We start from the raw sequence: 14209 nt of genomic DNA, 5'->3' as shown, positions 1-14209 counted from the left end.
CCGGTCCGGACGGACCGGTCCGGTCAGGCGGACGAAGCGTCTGGGGCGGGTGTGACAGGAGCGGCCGGTCTGACCACGGATCACATCCGCGCCACTTCCGGACGGTCACGACGGGCATCGCCCGTGCCGATGAGGCGACAGCGATACGGGCCGGTTCCGTCCGTGTCGTCCGGTCGGCGCCGCGCCCTCCGTCCCCGTTCGTCCTCGGAGGTCCCCGTGTCCCAGCCCCCCACCTGGCAGCAGCCGACGGCGCCCCTGCCGTCGGCGCCCCAGCCGAAGCCGTTCCTCAAGCGTCCGTGGGTGTGGGGTGTGGCCGCCGCGCTCGTCGTGGGCATCGGGATCGGCAACGCCGGCGCCGGAGCCGGGGAGGCGGAGCCGGCCGAGGCCGCGGCCGCCACGTCGTCGTCGAGCACCGCAGCCGAGTCGACGTCCGCCGCGCCCGCGCCGACCACCACCGTCCCGCCGGCGGCCGTGGTGCCGCCGACGACGCCGCCGCCCGCTCCGACGACCCCGGCCGAGGTGGTCGTGGACTTCGCGATGCCGGACCTGGTCGGCGTCGACCTGCAGACCGCGCAGAACACCGTCCAGACCAACGGGGTCTTCCTCAGCCGCTCGCACGACCTGCTCGGCTCGCGCAACCAGGTGCTCGACTCGAACTGGGTCGTCTGCACGCAGAACATCGCGCCGGGTCAGCGGGTCACCGGTGAGGCCGAGGGGCTGATCGACTTCGGCGTCGTGAAGCGCGAGGAGACCTGCCCCTGACCTCGGCGCCCCGGGGTCAGAGCGTCTTCGGGTAGTACTCGCCCTCGCCGAGGGCGGAGACGTCGGACCCGAAGTCGGAGTCGAACGGCCAGGAGTCCTCCTCGCCCTCCGCCGGACCCTGGGCGAAGCGGCCGAACTCGCCGCCGACCCGCTCGTTGCCCACCAGGGACCACGCCTGCCGCTTGTAGGTCCAGTTGTCCGGCTGGAGGCGGTGGCACTCGCGGAAGTGGGCGACGGCGAGGTCGCGGCGTCCGTCCCGCCACAGGTGGTTCGCCAGCTCGAAGTGGGCGGCGGCCTCCGACGCCGTGGTGGGCCGCGGCTGCGAGCGGGCGACGACCTCCGCCGGGCTCAGCGCGTACTCGCTGGCGGCTCCCTTGGCGACCCAGTCGCGGACGGCGTCCGCGTAGGTGTGCCGGTCCTGCCCGCTGGTCAGCGCCCGTTGCTGGCCGACGGCGCCCTCCGGCCGCGGCGGCGCGGTCCGCGCCCGGGTGGTGCCGGCGAGCGACTGGAGGACGCCGGCCGGGGTGTCGCGGTCTCCCGTCGGCCAGCCGGGCTCGGGCGGGCGCACGATGACGCCGTCCTCGTCGATCCAGACGACGTTGGGAATGTTGACGACGCCGAACAGTGCGTCCATCCGGTGCGTGGGGTCGAGCAGCGACGGGTGCTCCGGCCGCGCCGCCTCGACGTAGGGCCGGGACACCTCCGGGCCGGACAGCTCGAGCGACACGGTCACGACCTCGAGGCCGCGTGGGTGCAGCTCCGCCCGCAGTGCCTGCCACCCGGGCAGGTCGAAGGCGCAGCCCTAGTAGGGCGCCCAGGCGACGAGCAGCACCTTCGACCCGCGCAGCGACGACAGCCGGAACGGCCTGCCGTCGAGGTCGTCGAGCTCCAGCTCCGGTGCCTCGGCGGTGATCAGGGCCCGGTCGCCGAGCGTCTCCGGCCCCAGGGCCCAGAGGCCGGCCGCCTCGTCGCGGACCAGCGCCATCCGCAGCCGCTCGGCCGTGGCGACGAGGTCGAAGCCGGCGGGCCGCCCCAGCGGCACGCAGACCTCGCCCTTGCAGGCGCCCTCCGGCTTGATCTGCCACCCCGTGCCGGCGGTGAACTGCTCCGCGGTGATGTCGAGCGAGTCGAGGATCACGTGCGCACCGTAGGCCGCTCCGGGCGGGTGTGCGTCGTGCGCTGACGCCGGGATCCACCAGCCCGGAACCCGGCGTCAGCGCACTCCCTGCGGCCCCGTGAGAGGTTGCTGCGCATGAGTGGTGCGCAGCGGCGGGACTCGGGACTGGTCGTCGAGGACCGCGGGCACGTCCGCGTGCTCACCCTCGACCGGCCCGAGCGGCGCAACGCCCTGTCGAGCGCGATCCAGGCCGACCTGGTCGAGGAGCTGCTGCGCTGCGCCGAGAGCGGGGACGTCCGCGCGATCGTGCTCACCGGCAACGGCCCCGCGTTCTGCGCCGGGTTCGACCTCAAGGAGATCCGTGAGGGCGACCGCCGAGGCGAGCACTTCCGCCCGCCGATGAACCGGCCCACCCGGTCGCTGTTCGAGGTCGTGACCGAGACGCCGGTCCCGATCGTCGCGGCCATCAACGGCGCCGCGGTCGCCGGCGGGTTCGAGCTCGCGCTCGCCTGCGACCTGCGCGTCGCGGCCCCCGGGGTCCCGATGGGGCTGCCCGAGGCGAAGATCGGCATGGGCGCCAACTTCGGCTCCGTCGTCCTCCCCAAGCGCATCCCCATGGGCATCGCGCTCGAGCTGCTCTACACCGGCGAGTACGTGACCAGCGAGGTCGCCGAGCGGTGGGGCCTGGTCAACCACCTCGTCCCGGCGGACGAGGTGCTGCCGACGGCGCTGGAGTTGGCGGAGCGGATCGCCGCGAACGCCCCCATCTCGGTCCGCCGGATGAAGGAGACCGCGGTGAAGGCGCTCGAGCTGCCGCTGTGGCAGGCGCTGCGACTCGACGTCGGCCCCAACCCCTACCTCAGCGAGGACCGCAAGGAGGGCATCGCCGCCCGGCTCGAGAAGCGCCCACCGCGGTGGACCGGGCGCTAGGTTCGCGACGACGCCGCATCCACCGCCGAGGACGAGGAGGACGCGCCGTGTCCGATCCGCAGCGGAAGCAGCCGCCCCCACCGCCACCGGGCTACGCGCCGCGCTACGACCCCGGCCAGCAGCCCGGGTACGCCCCGCCGCCTCCGGGCTACGGGCAGCCGCCGTACGCACCCGACGCGATCGGCCAGGCCTCGTACGGCGCTGCCCCGACCGGGTACCAGCCGATGCCGAGCTCTCCGGCCGGCTACGCGAGCCCGGCCGGGCCGACCGGCCGGATGCGCCCGACCGGCATGACGATCCTGCTGTTCTTCGTCACCTTCGGGATCTGGGGTCTCATCTACTACTTCCAGGTGCAGGAGGAGATGCGGCGGCACAGCGGGCAGGGCCTCGGCGGCGTGCTCGCGCTCGTCATCGCGATCGTCTTCGGGATCGTCTCGCCGTTCCTGCTCAGCCACGAGGTCGGGCAGCTGTCGGAGCGGCGCGGGCAGCGGCCGCCGGTCACCGCGCTGACCGCGCTGTGGTTCTTCCCGGGGATCTTCATCCTCGTCGGGCCGTTCATCTGGTTCATCCGGACCAACAACGCCCTCAACGAGTACTGGCGCAGCCTCGGCGTGCGGGAGACCACGCTGGTGTGAGCCCGGCGGTCGCGCGATCCGGCCCGGCCACCACGTATCTCCGCGGACGCTCGTGCTCTGCCCACAGGAGTGGGCAGAGCACGAGCTGCCGCAGGGACATCCGGTCCCGGGGGCTCCGGTGGAGCGACACCGGCGGGGGTGGTGGGGCGAGAGGAGTGGCCGGGACCCGCGAGGCGGTTCGTCGCCGCATCGATGCGGTCCGGTCGCGCGTCCAGCCCGAACGCGAGACGGGACGTCGGTGAGGCTCCGCGGGCCAGGCCCTCCGACGACTCCACGGGAGCGACCATGACTCACCCCGGCCCGGGAACCGACCCCGCCGCCCCGCAGCCCGGCTCCGCTCCGTGGGGCCCGCCGCCCGCAGCCCAGCCGCAGCCGGGTGCCTGGAACCCGCCCCAGCAGGGCGGCTGGAACCCGCCGCAGCCCGGCGCGCCGGCCCCCGCGACCTCGAAGGCCAAGAAGTGGCTGCGGGTGGGCGTGCCGGTGGCCGTCGCCGGCGTCCTCGGCTTGGGCGGCCTCGGCAGCGTCCTCGGCCTCGGTGACCCCGAGGTGGGCGACTGCGTGCAGATGCAGGGGGACACCAGCTTCGACGTCGTCGACTGCGCGGCCGCCGAGGCCGAGTACCGCATCGTCGGCATCGAGGCCGAGGAGCAGGACTACGCCACCTTCATGGCCGACCCCGACACCTGCGCCGACTTCCTCTCCACCGAGGTCGCCCTGTGGATCGGCGGCCTGGAGACCGAGCCGGGCACGATCTACTGCGCCGAGCCCCGCTGAGCCGACCCGGCCGGTAGCGAGCGGTCCCTCCCCGGCACCGGGGACGGACCGCTCCGGGGTCAGCCCGAGAAGCGCTGCTCCAGCTCCTGCACCTCGGGCAGGCCGATGAGGTCGGTGAACGCGCCGAACGACGGCAGCCCGTCCAGCGAGGGGACGCCGTCGGCCTTGAGCGAGGCCAGCAGTGAGCGGATCCCCGCGGTCGCGGCCAGCAGCGTGCCGATCGGGTAGATCACCAGCGAGAACCCCAGCTCGGTCATCCGCTCCAGCGACAGCGGGGGAGTGCGCCCGCCCTCGGCCCAGTTGAACACCAGCGGGGCGACGCCGGCGAGCTCCGTCGCCACCCGCTCGATGTCGGCCTCCGACGTCGGCGCCTCGACGAAGAGCAGGTCGGCGCCGGCCTCGGCGTAGGCCCGCGCGCGGGACAGCGCCTCGTCCAGCCCGTGGGTCGCCACCGCGTCGGTGCGGGCGATGAGCACGAGGTCCGGGTCGCGCCGCGCGGCCGCGGCGGCCCGCACCTTGCCGACCATCTCCTCGGCCTCGATCAGCACCTTGCCGCTCATGTGCCCGCACTTCTTGGGCATCACCTGGTCCTCGAGTTGGATGCCCGCGATCCCGGCCTGCTCGTACAGCTGCACCGTGCGGACGACGTTGATGGCGTTGCCGTAGCCGGTGTCGGCGTCGGCGATCACCGGGACGTCGACCGCGGCGGCGATCCGGCGGGCGTTGTCCACCATCTCCGACCCGGTCAGCAGCCCGACGTCGGGCCGGCCGATCAGCGACGCCGTCGTCCCGAAGCCGGTCATGTAGACGACGTCGAAGCCGGCCTGCTCCACGAGCCGGGCCGAGAGCGCGTCGTACGCACCGGGGGCGATCAGCGGCTGGGGCGTCGCCAGCAGCTCGCGCAGCCGGGACCGCGGTGCCCGCCCGTTGCCCAACAGGTTCCCCACGCCGGCCTCCTCATGACGGAACGCGATCGGTTGTATGCAGTCGTCGTGATTTCCTGCCGAGCGTTGCCCCTGGCGACGCTCCACCCCTAGGTTTGCACACAATCTCTGGGGAGGTGTGACGGCTGACACGCTCGCTGACCTCCGCCGAACGGGCCCTCACCACCCTGCGCGACATGATCATGGGTGGCGAGCTGCGCCCCGGTGCCCGCCTGGGCGAGGTGGAGCTCGCCGACCGCCTCGGGGTCAGCCGGACGCCGGTGCGCGAGGCCTTGTCCCGGCTGGCCGCCGAGGGGCTGGTCGAGGTGGTGCCCAACCGCGGCGCCCGGGTCGCGCGGTGGACCGTCGCCGAGCTCGAGGGCGTCTTCGACCTGCGCTCCAGCCTCGAACCGCAGCTCACCGCATACGCCGTCCCGAACGCCGGCCCGGCCGACGTCGAGGAGCTGGACGCGCTGGCCACCCGCATGCACGAGGTGGGCAGCCCCGGTCCGCACCAGGACCTGCACGCGCTGGTCCCGCTCAACCGCGCGTTCCACGACCGGCTGGTCGCCCTCGCCGCGCACCCCACGCTGGCCACCGCGCTGGCCGCCGCCATCCACCCGCCGATCGTGCGGCGCAACTTCCTCACCTACGACGAGGCGTCGCTGCGCCGCAGCCTGGGCCACCACAGCGAGATCGTCGCCGCCGTCCGCGCGGGCGACCCCGAGTGGGCCCGCGCCGTCATGACCTCGCACATCGCCAACGCCCGGGCCGTCATGGTCCGGGCGGCACGACTGCAAGCGGCCGGAGAAGAGGAGACCCCATGAGTTACCGGCTCGGCGTCGACGTCGGGGGCACGTTCACCGACGTCCTCCTCGTCGACGAGGACAGCGGCGCCACCTGGCGGGCCAAGACCGCCTCGACCCCCGCCGACCAGGCCGTCGGCGTGCTCCACGGCATCGAACGGGTGTGCGCCGACGCCGGCATCGAGATGCGCGAGGTCGCGCAGGTGCTGCACGGCACCACGGTGGCGACCAACGCGATCCTCGAGGGCAAGGGCGCCACCGTCGGGTTGGTGACCACCCGGGGCTTCCGCCAGGTGCTGCAGATCGCCCGCAGCTTCGTCCCCGGCGGGCTGGCCGGCTGGATCATCTGGCCCAAGCCTGAGCCCCTGGCCGACCTGGAGAACACCGTCGAGGTCGACGAGCGGATCGCCAGCGACGGGTCGGTGGTCCGCCCGCTGGACGAGGACGACGTGCGCCGGCAGCTGGAGAAGCTGCGGGGGCAGAACATCCAGGCGCTGGCGGTCAGCCTGATCAACTCCTTCGCCGACCCCGCGCACGAGAAGCGGATCGGCGAGCTCGCGGGCGAGGTGCTGCCCGGCGTCCCGGTGTCGCTGTCCAGCGACGTCCTGCCCGAGATGCGCGAGTACGAGCGGACGCTCACCACCGTCGCCAACGGCTACGTCCAGCCGCAGGTCGCGCGGTACGTCGAGCACCTGTCCGACGGGCTGGCCTCCGGCGGGGTGGCCGGGGAGCTGTCGATCCTGCGCAGCGACGGCGGCCTGCAGTCGGCGCGCGCCGCGGTCGACGCACCGGTGACGATGCTGCTGTCCGGGCCGGCCGGCGGCGTCACCGGCGCGGTGTGGGTGGCCGAGCAGTGCGGGCACCGCGACCTCATCACCTTCGACATGGGCGGCACCTCGACCGACGTCGCCCTCGTCCGCGACCTGACCCCGCGGATCGGCCGGGAGACCAAGGTCGGCGACCTGGCGGTGCGGGCCTCGAGCGTCGACGTCCGGACCGTGGGCGCCGGCGGCGGCTCGATCGCGCACGTCCCGCAGCTGACCCGCGCGCTGCGGGTCGGGCCGCAGTCGGCCGGCGCCGATCCCGGCCCGGCGGCCTACGGCAAGGGCGGCGTCGAGCCGACGGTCACCGACGCCAACGTCGTCCTCGGCTACCTGCCCTCGTCCCTGGCCGGCGGCGAGATCAGCCTGGACGCCGAGGCCTCCCGCGCCGCGGTGAGCAAGGTGGCCGAGGCCATCGGGCTGGAGTCCCCGGAGGTCGCGGCCGCCGGGATCGTCGACATCGTCAACGAGAACATGCTCGGCGGGCTGCGGCTGGTCTCGGTGCAGCAGGGCTTCGACCCGCGGGACTTCGCCCTCGTCGCCTTCGGAGGGGCCGGCCCGCTGCACGCCAACGCGCTCGGCCGGCTCACCGGCGCGTGGCCGGTGATCATCCCGCCCGGGCCGGGGCTGCTCTGCGCGCTGGGTGACGCCACCACCAGCCGGCGGGACGAGTCCGCCCGCACGGTGCTGCGCCGCTTCGGCCAGCTGACCGGTGCCGAGCTGGCGCAGATCCTGCGCGAGCTCGCCGACGAGGCCGGCGAGCGGCTGGCCGCCCAGGGCCTGGCCCGGGAGGACCAGACGGTCGGCTTCCAGGTCGACGTCCGCTACCACGGGCAGGGCTTCGAGATCCCGGTCGAGGTGGACCCCGCCTGGCTGGACGACGGCGGGGCGGGGAGGGGCGGCGCGGGCGCGCTGGCCGAGCTGGGGCGCGCCTTCGACGCCGAGCACGACCGGCTGTTCTCCTTCCTGCTCGACGTCGACCACGAGCTGGTCAACGCCCGCGCGACGGTGACCGGCCCGAAGCCCGACGTCGCCCCGGTGCACCTCGAGGCCGGCGACGGCGACCCGGCCGGCGCGCTGGTGACCGAGCACCCGGTCCACGTCGGCGGTGAGCGGGTGACCGCCGGCGTCTACGACCGCGGCCGGCTGCGCGCCGGGGACGTCGTCCCCGGGCCGGCGATCGTCACCGAGATGGACTCCACGACCCTCGTCCTGCCCGGGCACCGCGCGACCGTGCACCCGTCGGGCAGCCTGCTGATCACCCCCTCGGAGGGCTGAGCGACATGGCCACCATCGTCGAGACCGCGACCGGCACGGTCGAGAAGACCGGCGTCGACCCGGTGACCCTCGACCTCATCGAGAACGGGCTGCGCAACGCCCGCTACGAGATGGACGAGGTGCTCTTCCGCACCGCGCTGTCCCCGGGCATCCGCGAGCAGCACGACGAGTTCCCGCTGATCGGCGACCCCGAGGGGAAGATGGTCGTCGGCCAGTTCGGCCTGTCCATCCCCGACTTCCTCGAGGGCTTCGCCGGCACCATCGAGGAGGGCGACGTCCTGCTGACGTCGGACCCGTACGCCTGCGGGGCCGCGATCAGCCACGCCAACGACTGGCTGCTGGTCATGCCGATCTTCCACGAGGGCCGGGTCGTGGGCTGGGCGTCGATGTTCGGGCACATGTCCGACGTCGGCGGGAAGACGCCGTCGTCCATGCCCACCGACGCGCGCACCATCTACGAGGAGGGCGTGGTCATCCCGCCCTTCAAGCTCTACCGCGCGGGGCAGCTCAACGACGACGCGCTGCGGATCATCCTCAACCAGGTCCGCATGCCCGACTGGAACCGCGCCGACCTCAACGGCCTGGTCGCGGCCTGCCGCACCGCCTCGCGCCGGGTGGTCGAGATGTGCCAGCGGTTCGGGACGGCGACCTACCTCTCGGCTCTCGACGCGCTGCTGAAGCGCAACTACGACGCCATGAAGGTGCTGCTGCAGATGGTGTTCGAGGAGGGCCGCACCCTCTCCTTCACCGACTACATCTGCGACGACGGCGTGGGCAACGGCCCGTACGAGCTGAAGCTGTCGCTGACCCGCACCGGGGAGAAGGTGCACCTGGACTTCACCGGCTCCTCGCCGCAGGCGACCGGGCCGATCAACTACTACATCAACGAGAACCTGACCCGGATGTTCTTCGGGATCTACATGATCACCGTCGCCGACCCGCAGATCCTGTGGAACGACGGCTTCTACCCGCTGGTCGACGTCACGATCCCGGACGGCTCGTACTGGAAGCCGAAGCACCCGGCCGCGCTCAACGGCCGCAACCACGGCATCGGGCGGGTGTTCGACCTGTTCGGCGGGCTGCTCGGGCAGACCAACCCGGCGCTGCTCAACGCCGCCGGGTTCTCCTCCTCGCCGCACTTCATGTACTCCGGGCACTACTCCGGCGGCGAGCGGAAGGGCGAGTGGTTCCAGCTCTACTCGATCGGCTTCGGCGGCATCCCCGGTCGCCCGCTCGGCGACGGGCCCGACGGCCACTCGCTGTGGCCGTCGTTCGTCAACATCCCCTGCGAGTTCCTCGAGTCGTACTACCCGCTGCGGATCGAGACGTGGGAGACCGTGGCCGACACCGGGGGCGCCGGTCTGCACCGCGGCGGCAACGGGGTCGACGTCGCCTACGTCTTCGAGGAGCCGGGCGAGATCGCGATCCACGACGACCGCTGGCTCACCTATCCGTGGGGGGTCAACGGCGGGCGGCCCGGCGCCCGCGGCCGCAAGTGGATCGACCGGGCCGGCGGCACCCGCGAGATGTTGCCGTCCAAGTGTCACGGGGTGCCGGTGGCACCGGGCGACGTCCTGCACTTCGTGACGTGGGGCGGTGGCGGCTGGGGCGACCCGCTCGAGCGCGACGCCGAGCTGGTGGCGACCGAGGTGCGCCGCGGCCTGGTCACCCAGGAGGGCGCCCGCGGCTACGGCGTCGTCGTGTGCGACGGCGGAGAGGTGGACGCCGAGGCGACGGAGACACTGCGCGACCAGCTGCGCGCCGACCGGCCGGCCGAGCTGCCGGTGTTCGACATGGGCCCGCCGATCGACGAGCTGCTCGCGCGGTGCGAGGAGGAGACCGGGCTGCCCGCACCCAAGCGCCCCGTCTGGGCGGCCGGGTGAGCGAGCCCGAACCGGCGCCCGGCCCGCACGGGTCGGCGTTCTCCGGCCGGGTCGGCTGGGGACGCCGCCCGGCGGTGCTGGTCATCGACCTGTGCCGGGCCTACACCGAGCCCGGCGGGCCGTTCGCCCTGCCCGATCCCGCGCCGGCCGTCGAGGCGGCGTCCGCCCTGGTGACGGCGGCCCGGGCCGGTGGCCACCCGGTGCTGTGGACGGCGGTCCGCTACGCCCGCGGGCTGGCCGACGGCGGGTTGTTCGTGCGCAAGGTGCCGGCGCTGGCCGCGTTCGCCGAGGACGCGCCGGGGGAGTGGGGCCGGCTCACGCTGGAGCCGGCGGCGGGCGAGCCGGTGGTGGTCAAGCAGTACGCGTCGGCCTTCTTCGGCACCGCGCTCGCCCCCACGCTGATCGGGCTGGGCGTCGACACGCTGGTGGTCGCCGGGGTGTCGACGTCGGGCTGCGTGCGGGCCACCGCGATGGACGCGCTCAACAGCGGCTTCCGCCCGCAGGTGGTCCGCCAGGCGTGCGCCGACCGGACGCCGGCGCTGCACGACAGCAACCTCGCCGACCTCGACGCGAAGTACGCCGACGTCGTCGACCTCACCCAGGCCCTGGCCCACCTGCGGTCGAGCGCGTAGTCCGCGGGGCCGCGCCGTCGCCGTCTCCCGGGGCGGGGCGCTGTCCCTGGTTCTCTGACTGCCCTGATGGGCCACCGGACGGGCGACTGCCAGGGGCCGGTGCCGCCGCGCGGCGCTCCGGATCCCGGGAGTGGGCGGCCAGGTGACCGGTGATGCTGTCGGCGTCCAGTGACTCCCGCATGAGCCGCAGCGCGTCCTTCCACTCCGCCCGGTCCATGCCGACGTGGATGCCGGTGTCGGCGATCGCCTGCAGGACCGCGCGGGCGTCGGCACCGCGCGACCCGCCCGCGGCCTGCGCCTCGCCCTCCCGGCGCGCTTCCACCCGGAGCGCGTGCAACCAGCGGTCGACCGACTCGACCTCCTCGGGGTGGGCTCGGCAGGTCACCCGGAGCGTGAGCATCAGGTCGGCGTCGGCCACCAGCGAGGGCCCGTCGTCGTCACGTGCACCCGTGAGGGCGTCCCAGAGCGGGTAGGTGCGGTAGAGCAGCGTCAGGAGGGGGAGCGGGTACCCGAAGAAGGTCCGGGGCCGCTCGGTGGCGAGCAGCGAGACGAGCGCCCAGCGTTCGATGCGCGTCCGGAGCCCGCTCCTGCGCTCCTCGGACACCCCGGTCCCCGGGAACGCCCGGATGGCGTCCACCTGCTCGGCGAACCTCCTGGCGAGGCCGCGGTCGCACGCTCGCCAGTCCGCGTGGTGCTGCTCCCACGTCGACACCGTCGGCCGCGGCCCGGCCAGACCCCGGGCACGAGCCACACTGCGGGACCTCTGCAGCGCCCGCTCGAGCGGCTCGGTGCGGCAGTCGGTGAGGTAGCGGCGCAGGGCCTCGTACCGGGTCCGGAAGTCCCCGGAGAGCTCGAGCCCACCGAGGGTGCGCAGCCGGTGCCACAGGAACAGGCCGGCCACCACGGCGACGCCCACACCGGCCCACACGAAGACCGTCGGCCCTGCGCCCTCCCACCTACCGGCGATCGCCCCCCACACCTCGACGAACACCGGGGCGACCGCGAGGCCGAGCGCCACGGCCAGCGCCCAGAGCGAGATGTTGTCCGTGACACGGACACGGCGTTCGTCGAAGGCCAGCGTGACGCTGTGCAGGATGCCCTCGTAGGCCTCTCGCGCCCGCTGCGCGCGGCCGCAGGTGTCGTCGACGACCCCCTTGGTCGTGGCGACGTACCCGCTCTGGGAGACCGAGCTGCGGAGGGGTTGCCGGTCCGGGACGGGAACCTCGGTGAACTCGCGGTCGAAGTCGTCGACGAGCGCGGCGACGGTGTCCTCGAACGTGGCGGTCAGGCGCGCGGCCTCGGTGCGCACCTCCTCGAGGTCGGCCACCCCCTGGAGGAGGACCTGGTGGATGAGGTCGACCTGCCGGTGGATCTTGGTCAGCTGGCTCCCGCGCGCGGTCGGGAACTCCATGGACAGCTGGTCCCACAGCCGGTTGCCGGTGTCGGCGACGTACTGGTACGAGTCCGCGAGCGCTCCCCAGGTGTTCGCGTCCGTGCTCACGTCGTAGAGGTCGGCGGCCGCGCGCCCCTCGATGTCACTCATGCCGTAGATGAACCGGCGGACGGCCTCCTCCTGCTCGGCACCTGCCTCGGGCCGCTGGGGGACGACGACGTAGCGCGGTACGCCGGGATCGGGGACGTACCGGCGCAGGACGTACAGCTGCGATCCGCTCGGCCACTGCTCGATGACGCCGGCCGCCGTCGTGCTGGCCGAGGGCGAGGCCTGCAGCAGCGCCCGGCTGGCGTTCTCCACCGCGCCCTGGTCCGCTCTCCGGCGCACACCCACCATGTCGTCGCCCCGCACGACCCAGAACCGCGGTGGCGGGTAGGGCAGGTTGCTCCCGGCGAAGACGCTCATCCGCAACGGGGTGAAGGCGTCCTGCAGTTGCTTCTCGAAGGTGTCCCGCGCCGCCCGCATGGCCTCGCGGACGTCGGACGTCGAGGTCCAGCGGGTGTCCGCCCTCTCCGCGGGGGCGTGCCGGAGGCTGGCGGGCGGTGCCGTCCAGAGGGACAGCGTGGCAACGAGCCAGAACCGGCGCAGCCGGCTCCGGAACCGCAGGTCCAGGCACGCGTGCGGCAGGAGGTCGCGATCTGCGCCGGTCAGCCGCCGGACCTGCTCGCCGGAGACGTACAGGCGGCAGGCGTACAGGTTCAGCAGGGCGCCGAGCAGGGCCGCGTCCCCCTCGTCCGGGAGGTCGCACAACCGGCCGCAGGCCTGCAGTCCGCGGACCGCGCGGTCGAGTGCGAGCCCGCCGTCGGTGCCGGTGAGCCACGGGCCGCGGGTCGTCTCGTCGTCGTCGACCGGCTCGAGGTGGTCGGGGAAACGACGCCGGAAGTCGGCCACCTGCCGGTGCGCCTTCTCGGCGACCGGGCCGCGCGCGTCGGCGAGCTCCTTCTCGGCCTGCCGGAGTGCGGGCTGCGGGAGCAGCCAGCCGTCGAGGCTCGGTCCTCTGGCATCGTCGTCGGGCGGGGTCTCGTCCGGGCGCTCGGGTGCTCCGAGGAGGTGGCGCAGGAAGCGCTCGTGACGCTTCCAGGGCTGCTGGGCCTCCTGCTCGGTCACGAGCGGACCCCACAACACGGACATGACGTCGGCCAGCACGAGGAGCTCGGCCTCGGTGCCGGGCACCAGGCCGCGTGCGCCGTCCATGCCACTGGTGCTCATCGAAGTCACCTCCGCAGCTGCCGTGCCCGCCCACGGTCCTCGGCGCCGCGGGACACGTACACCCCCCGTCGAACGTCCGGTTCCGGAACTCCACCGGAGTCCGGAGCGTCGTGACCGCAGCCGCACCGTGACGGACTGTCCGCGTGGGCAGAGGATCAGGCGGTGGCGAAGACGAGTGCCGGAGTGCTGCTGCACCGGCGGGGCGCGGGCGGGGTCGAGGTGCTCATCGGGCACATGGGCGGCCCGTTCTGGGCGAAGAAGGACGACCGGGCCTGGTCGATCCCCAAGGGCGAGTACGGCGACGGCGAGGAGCCGCTCGCCGTCGCGCGGCGGGAGTTCGAGGAGGAGCTCGGGTCGCCCGTGCCGGCGGCGGAACTCGTGCCGCTGGGTGAGGTGCGCCAGTCGGGCGGCAAGCGGCTCACGGTGTGGGCCGCGGAGGGCGACCTGGACGCGGCCGCGTGCACGAGCAACACCGTCGAGCTGGAGTGGCCGCCGCGGTCGGGGCGGGTGCAGGTGTTCCCGGAGATCGACCGGGCCGCGTGGTTCGGCGTCGACGAGGCGCGGGCGAAGCTGGTGGCCGGCCAGGTGGCCTTCCTCGACCGGCTGCTCGAGCGACTGGGGCCCGGCTAGGTCGCGATCGGTGGCAGGTGCAGGTCGACGCCGAACAGCACGAGCGGCCACAGGACGACCGCCACGATGAGGGACAGCACCTCCGAGACGCCGGCGACGCTGTTGTAGCCGTTGGTCAGCGCGACCACGACGCCGACCGCGAGGTAGATGAGGCCCAGCAGGGAGATGCGCACGTCGTCGGCCCTTCTCTCGGGGAGAGCGAGTGTGCGCCCCGCGGCTGGACGGTGGCTGCTCGCCGGCTGGCAGTTCGGCCACATAACGGTCCGTTGACGTGTCGTCACACCCACCCCGCGGAGGGCCGGGCGGGGCGTTCCTCCTGGCAGGGTCCACCTCCGGCGAAGTCGCACGGACTTCCG

Annotated in this window: 12 protein-coding genes and 1 pseudogene; 9 read left to right on the top strand and 4 right to left on the bottom strand. The window is 73.8% G+C overall.

The window, feature by feature from the left end; genetic code table 11:
• Positions 1-216: 216 nt before the first annotated feature.
• Positions 217-762, top strand: coding sequence for a hypothetical protein (locus tag MY526_RS08100; protein WP_436691675.1), 546 nt, complete (start codon positions 217-219; stop codon positions 760-762).
• Between the two features lie 16 nt (positions 763-778).
• On the opposite strand, the pseudogene MY526_RS08095 reads toward MY526_RS08100, so the two are convergent.
• Positions 779-1900: pseudogene (locus MY526_RS08095) on the bottom strand (ResA-like WAxxUGC motif-containing protein).
• A 114-nt stretch (positions 1901-2014) separates the two neighbouring features.
• Here MY526_RS08095 and MY526_RS08090 point away from each other — a divergent pair.
• From MY526_RS08090 to MY526_RS08080, 3 genes are all read left to right on the top strand, one after another.
• On the top strand, positions 2015-2809 hold the full coding sequence (locus MY526_RS08090; protein ID WP_436703637.1) for an enoyl-CoA hydratase/isomerase family protein: 795 nt from the start codon (positions 2015-2017) through the stop codon (positions 2807-2809).
• A gap of 47 nt (positions 2810-2856) precedes the next feature.
• Positions 2857-3444 (top strand): DUF4234 domain-containing protein, encoded by a 588-nt coding sequence (locus MY526_RS08085; protein ID WP_436703636.1) that lies wholly within the window; start codon positions 2857-2859, stop codon positions 3442-3444.
• A 285-nt stretch (positions 3445-3729) separates the two neighbouring features.
• Positions 3730-4218, top strand: coding sequence for an LppU/SCO3897 family protein (locus MY526_RS08080; protein ID WP_436703635.1), 489 nt, complete (start codon positions 3730-3732; stop codon positions 4216-4218).
• A gap of 59 nt (positions 4219-4277) precedes the next feature.
• Here the strand turns inward: MY526_RS08080 and MY526_RS08075 are convergent, their stop codons facing one another.
• On the bottom strand, positions 4278-5165 hold the full coding sequence (locus tag MY526_RS08075; protein ID WP_436691679.1) for an isocitrate lyase/PEP mutase family protein: 888 nt from the start codon (positions 5163-5165) through the stop codon (positions 4278-4280).
• 122 nt (positions 5166-5287) lie between these two features.
• Here MY526_RS08075 and MY526_RS08070 point away from each other — a divergent pair, with 122 nt between their 5' ends.
• From MY526_RS08070 to MY526_RS08055, 4 genes are read left to right on the top strand one after another with little or no spacing between them, the layout of a single operon-like run.
• A complete protein-coding gene (locus MY526_RS08070; protein ID WP_436703702.1) occupies positions 5288-5968 on the top strand; it encodes a GntR family transcriptional regulator in 681 nt (226 codons plus the stop codon).
• On the top strand, positions 5965-8046 hold the full coding sequence (locus tag MY526_RS08065) for a hydantoinase/oxoprolinase family protein (protein ID WP_436703634.1): 2082 nt from the start codon (positions 5965-5967) through the stop codon (positions 8044-8046). Before MY526_RS08070 ends, MY526_RS08065 begins: the two co-directional genes overlap by 4 nt.
• Positions 8047-8051: 5 nt before the next feature.
• A complete protein-coding gene (locus MY526_RS08060; RefSeq protein WP_436703633.1) occupies positions 8052-9929 on the top strand; it encodes a hydantoinase B/oxoprolinase family protein in 1878 nt (625 codons plus the stop codon).
• On the top strand, positions 9926-10561 hold the full coding sequence (locus MY526_RS08055) for an isochorismatase family protein (RefSeq protein WP_436691683.1): 636 nt from the start codon (positions 9926-9928) through the stop codon (positions 10559-10561). Before MY526_RS08060 ends, MY526_RS08055 begins: the two co-directional genes overlap by 4 nt.
• Here MY526_RS08055 and MY526_RS08050 read toward each other — a convergent pair.
• A complete protein-coding gene (locus MY526_RS08050) occupies positions 10524-13223 on the bottom strand; it encodes a hypothetical protein (RefSeq protein ID WP_436703632.1) in 2700 nt (899 codons plus the stop codon). The two genes, MY526_RS08055 and MY526_RS08050, sit on opposite strands and share 38 nt — an antisense overlap.
• 162 nt (positions 13224-13385) lie before the next feature.
• Here MY526_RS08050 and MY526_RS08045 point away from each other — a divergent pair, with 162 nt between their 5' ends.
• Positions 13386-13853, top strand: coding sequence for an NUDIX domain-containing protein (locus tag MY526_RS08045; RefSeq protein WP_436703631.1), 468 nt, complete (start codon positions 13386-13388; stop codon positions 13851-13853).
• Here MY526_RS08045 and MY526_RS08040 read toward each other — a convergent pair.
• Complete coding sequence (locus MY526_RS08040) at positions 13850-14026, bottom strand: hypothetical protein (protein WP_436691686.1); 177 nt, start codon at positions 14024-14026, stop codon at positions 13850-13852. The genes MY526_RS08045 and MY526_RS08040 overlap by 4 nt on opposite strands.
• Positions 14027-14209: the final 183 nt, after the last annotated feature.

This window comes from Geodermatophilus sp. CPCC 205761 (assembly GCF_051383655.1).
GTDB lineage: Bacteria > Actinomycetota > Actinomycetes > Mycobacteriales > Geodermatophilaceae > Geodermatophilus.
Note: the sequence above shows the minus strand (reverse complement) of the source record. Positions and strands in the feature narration are given on the sequence as shown.

What these genes read in the sequence shown, in the direction of transcription:
- MY526_RS08060 (WP_436703633.1), top strand. Translation starts at nt 8,052, where the DNA reads ATGGCCACCATCGTCGAGACCGCGACCGGCACGGTCGAGAAGACCGGC.
- MY526_RS08065 (WP_436703634.1), top strand. Translation starts at nt 5,965, where the DNA reads ATGAGTTACCGGCTCGGCGTCGACGTCGGGGGCACGTTCACCGACGTC.
- MY526_RS08080 (WP_436703635.1), top strand. Translation starts at nt 3,730, where the DNA reads ATGACTCACCCCGGCCCGGGAACCGACCCCGCCGCCCCGCAGCCCGGC.
- MY526_RS08050 (WP_436703632.1), bottom strand. Translation starts at nt 13,223, where the DNA reads ATGAGCACCAGTGGCATGGACGGCGCACGCGGCCTGGTGCCCGGCACC.
- MY526_RS08090 (WP_436703637.1), top strand. Translation starts at nt 2,015, where the DNA reads ATGAGTGGTGCGCAGCGGCGGGACTCGGGACTGGTCGTCGAGGACCGC.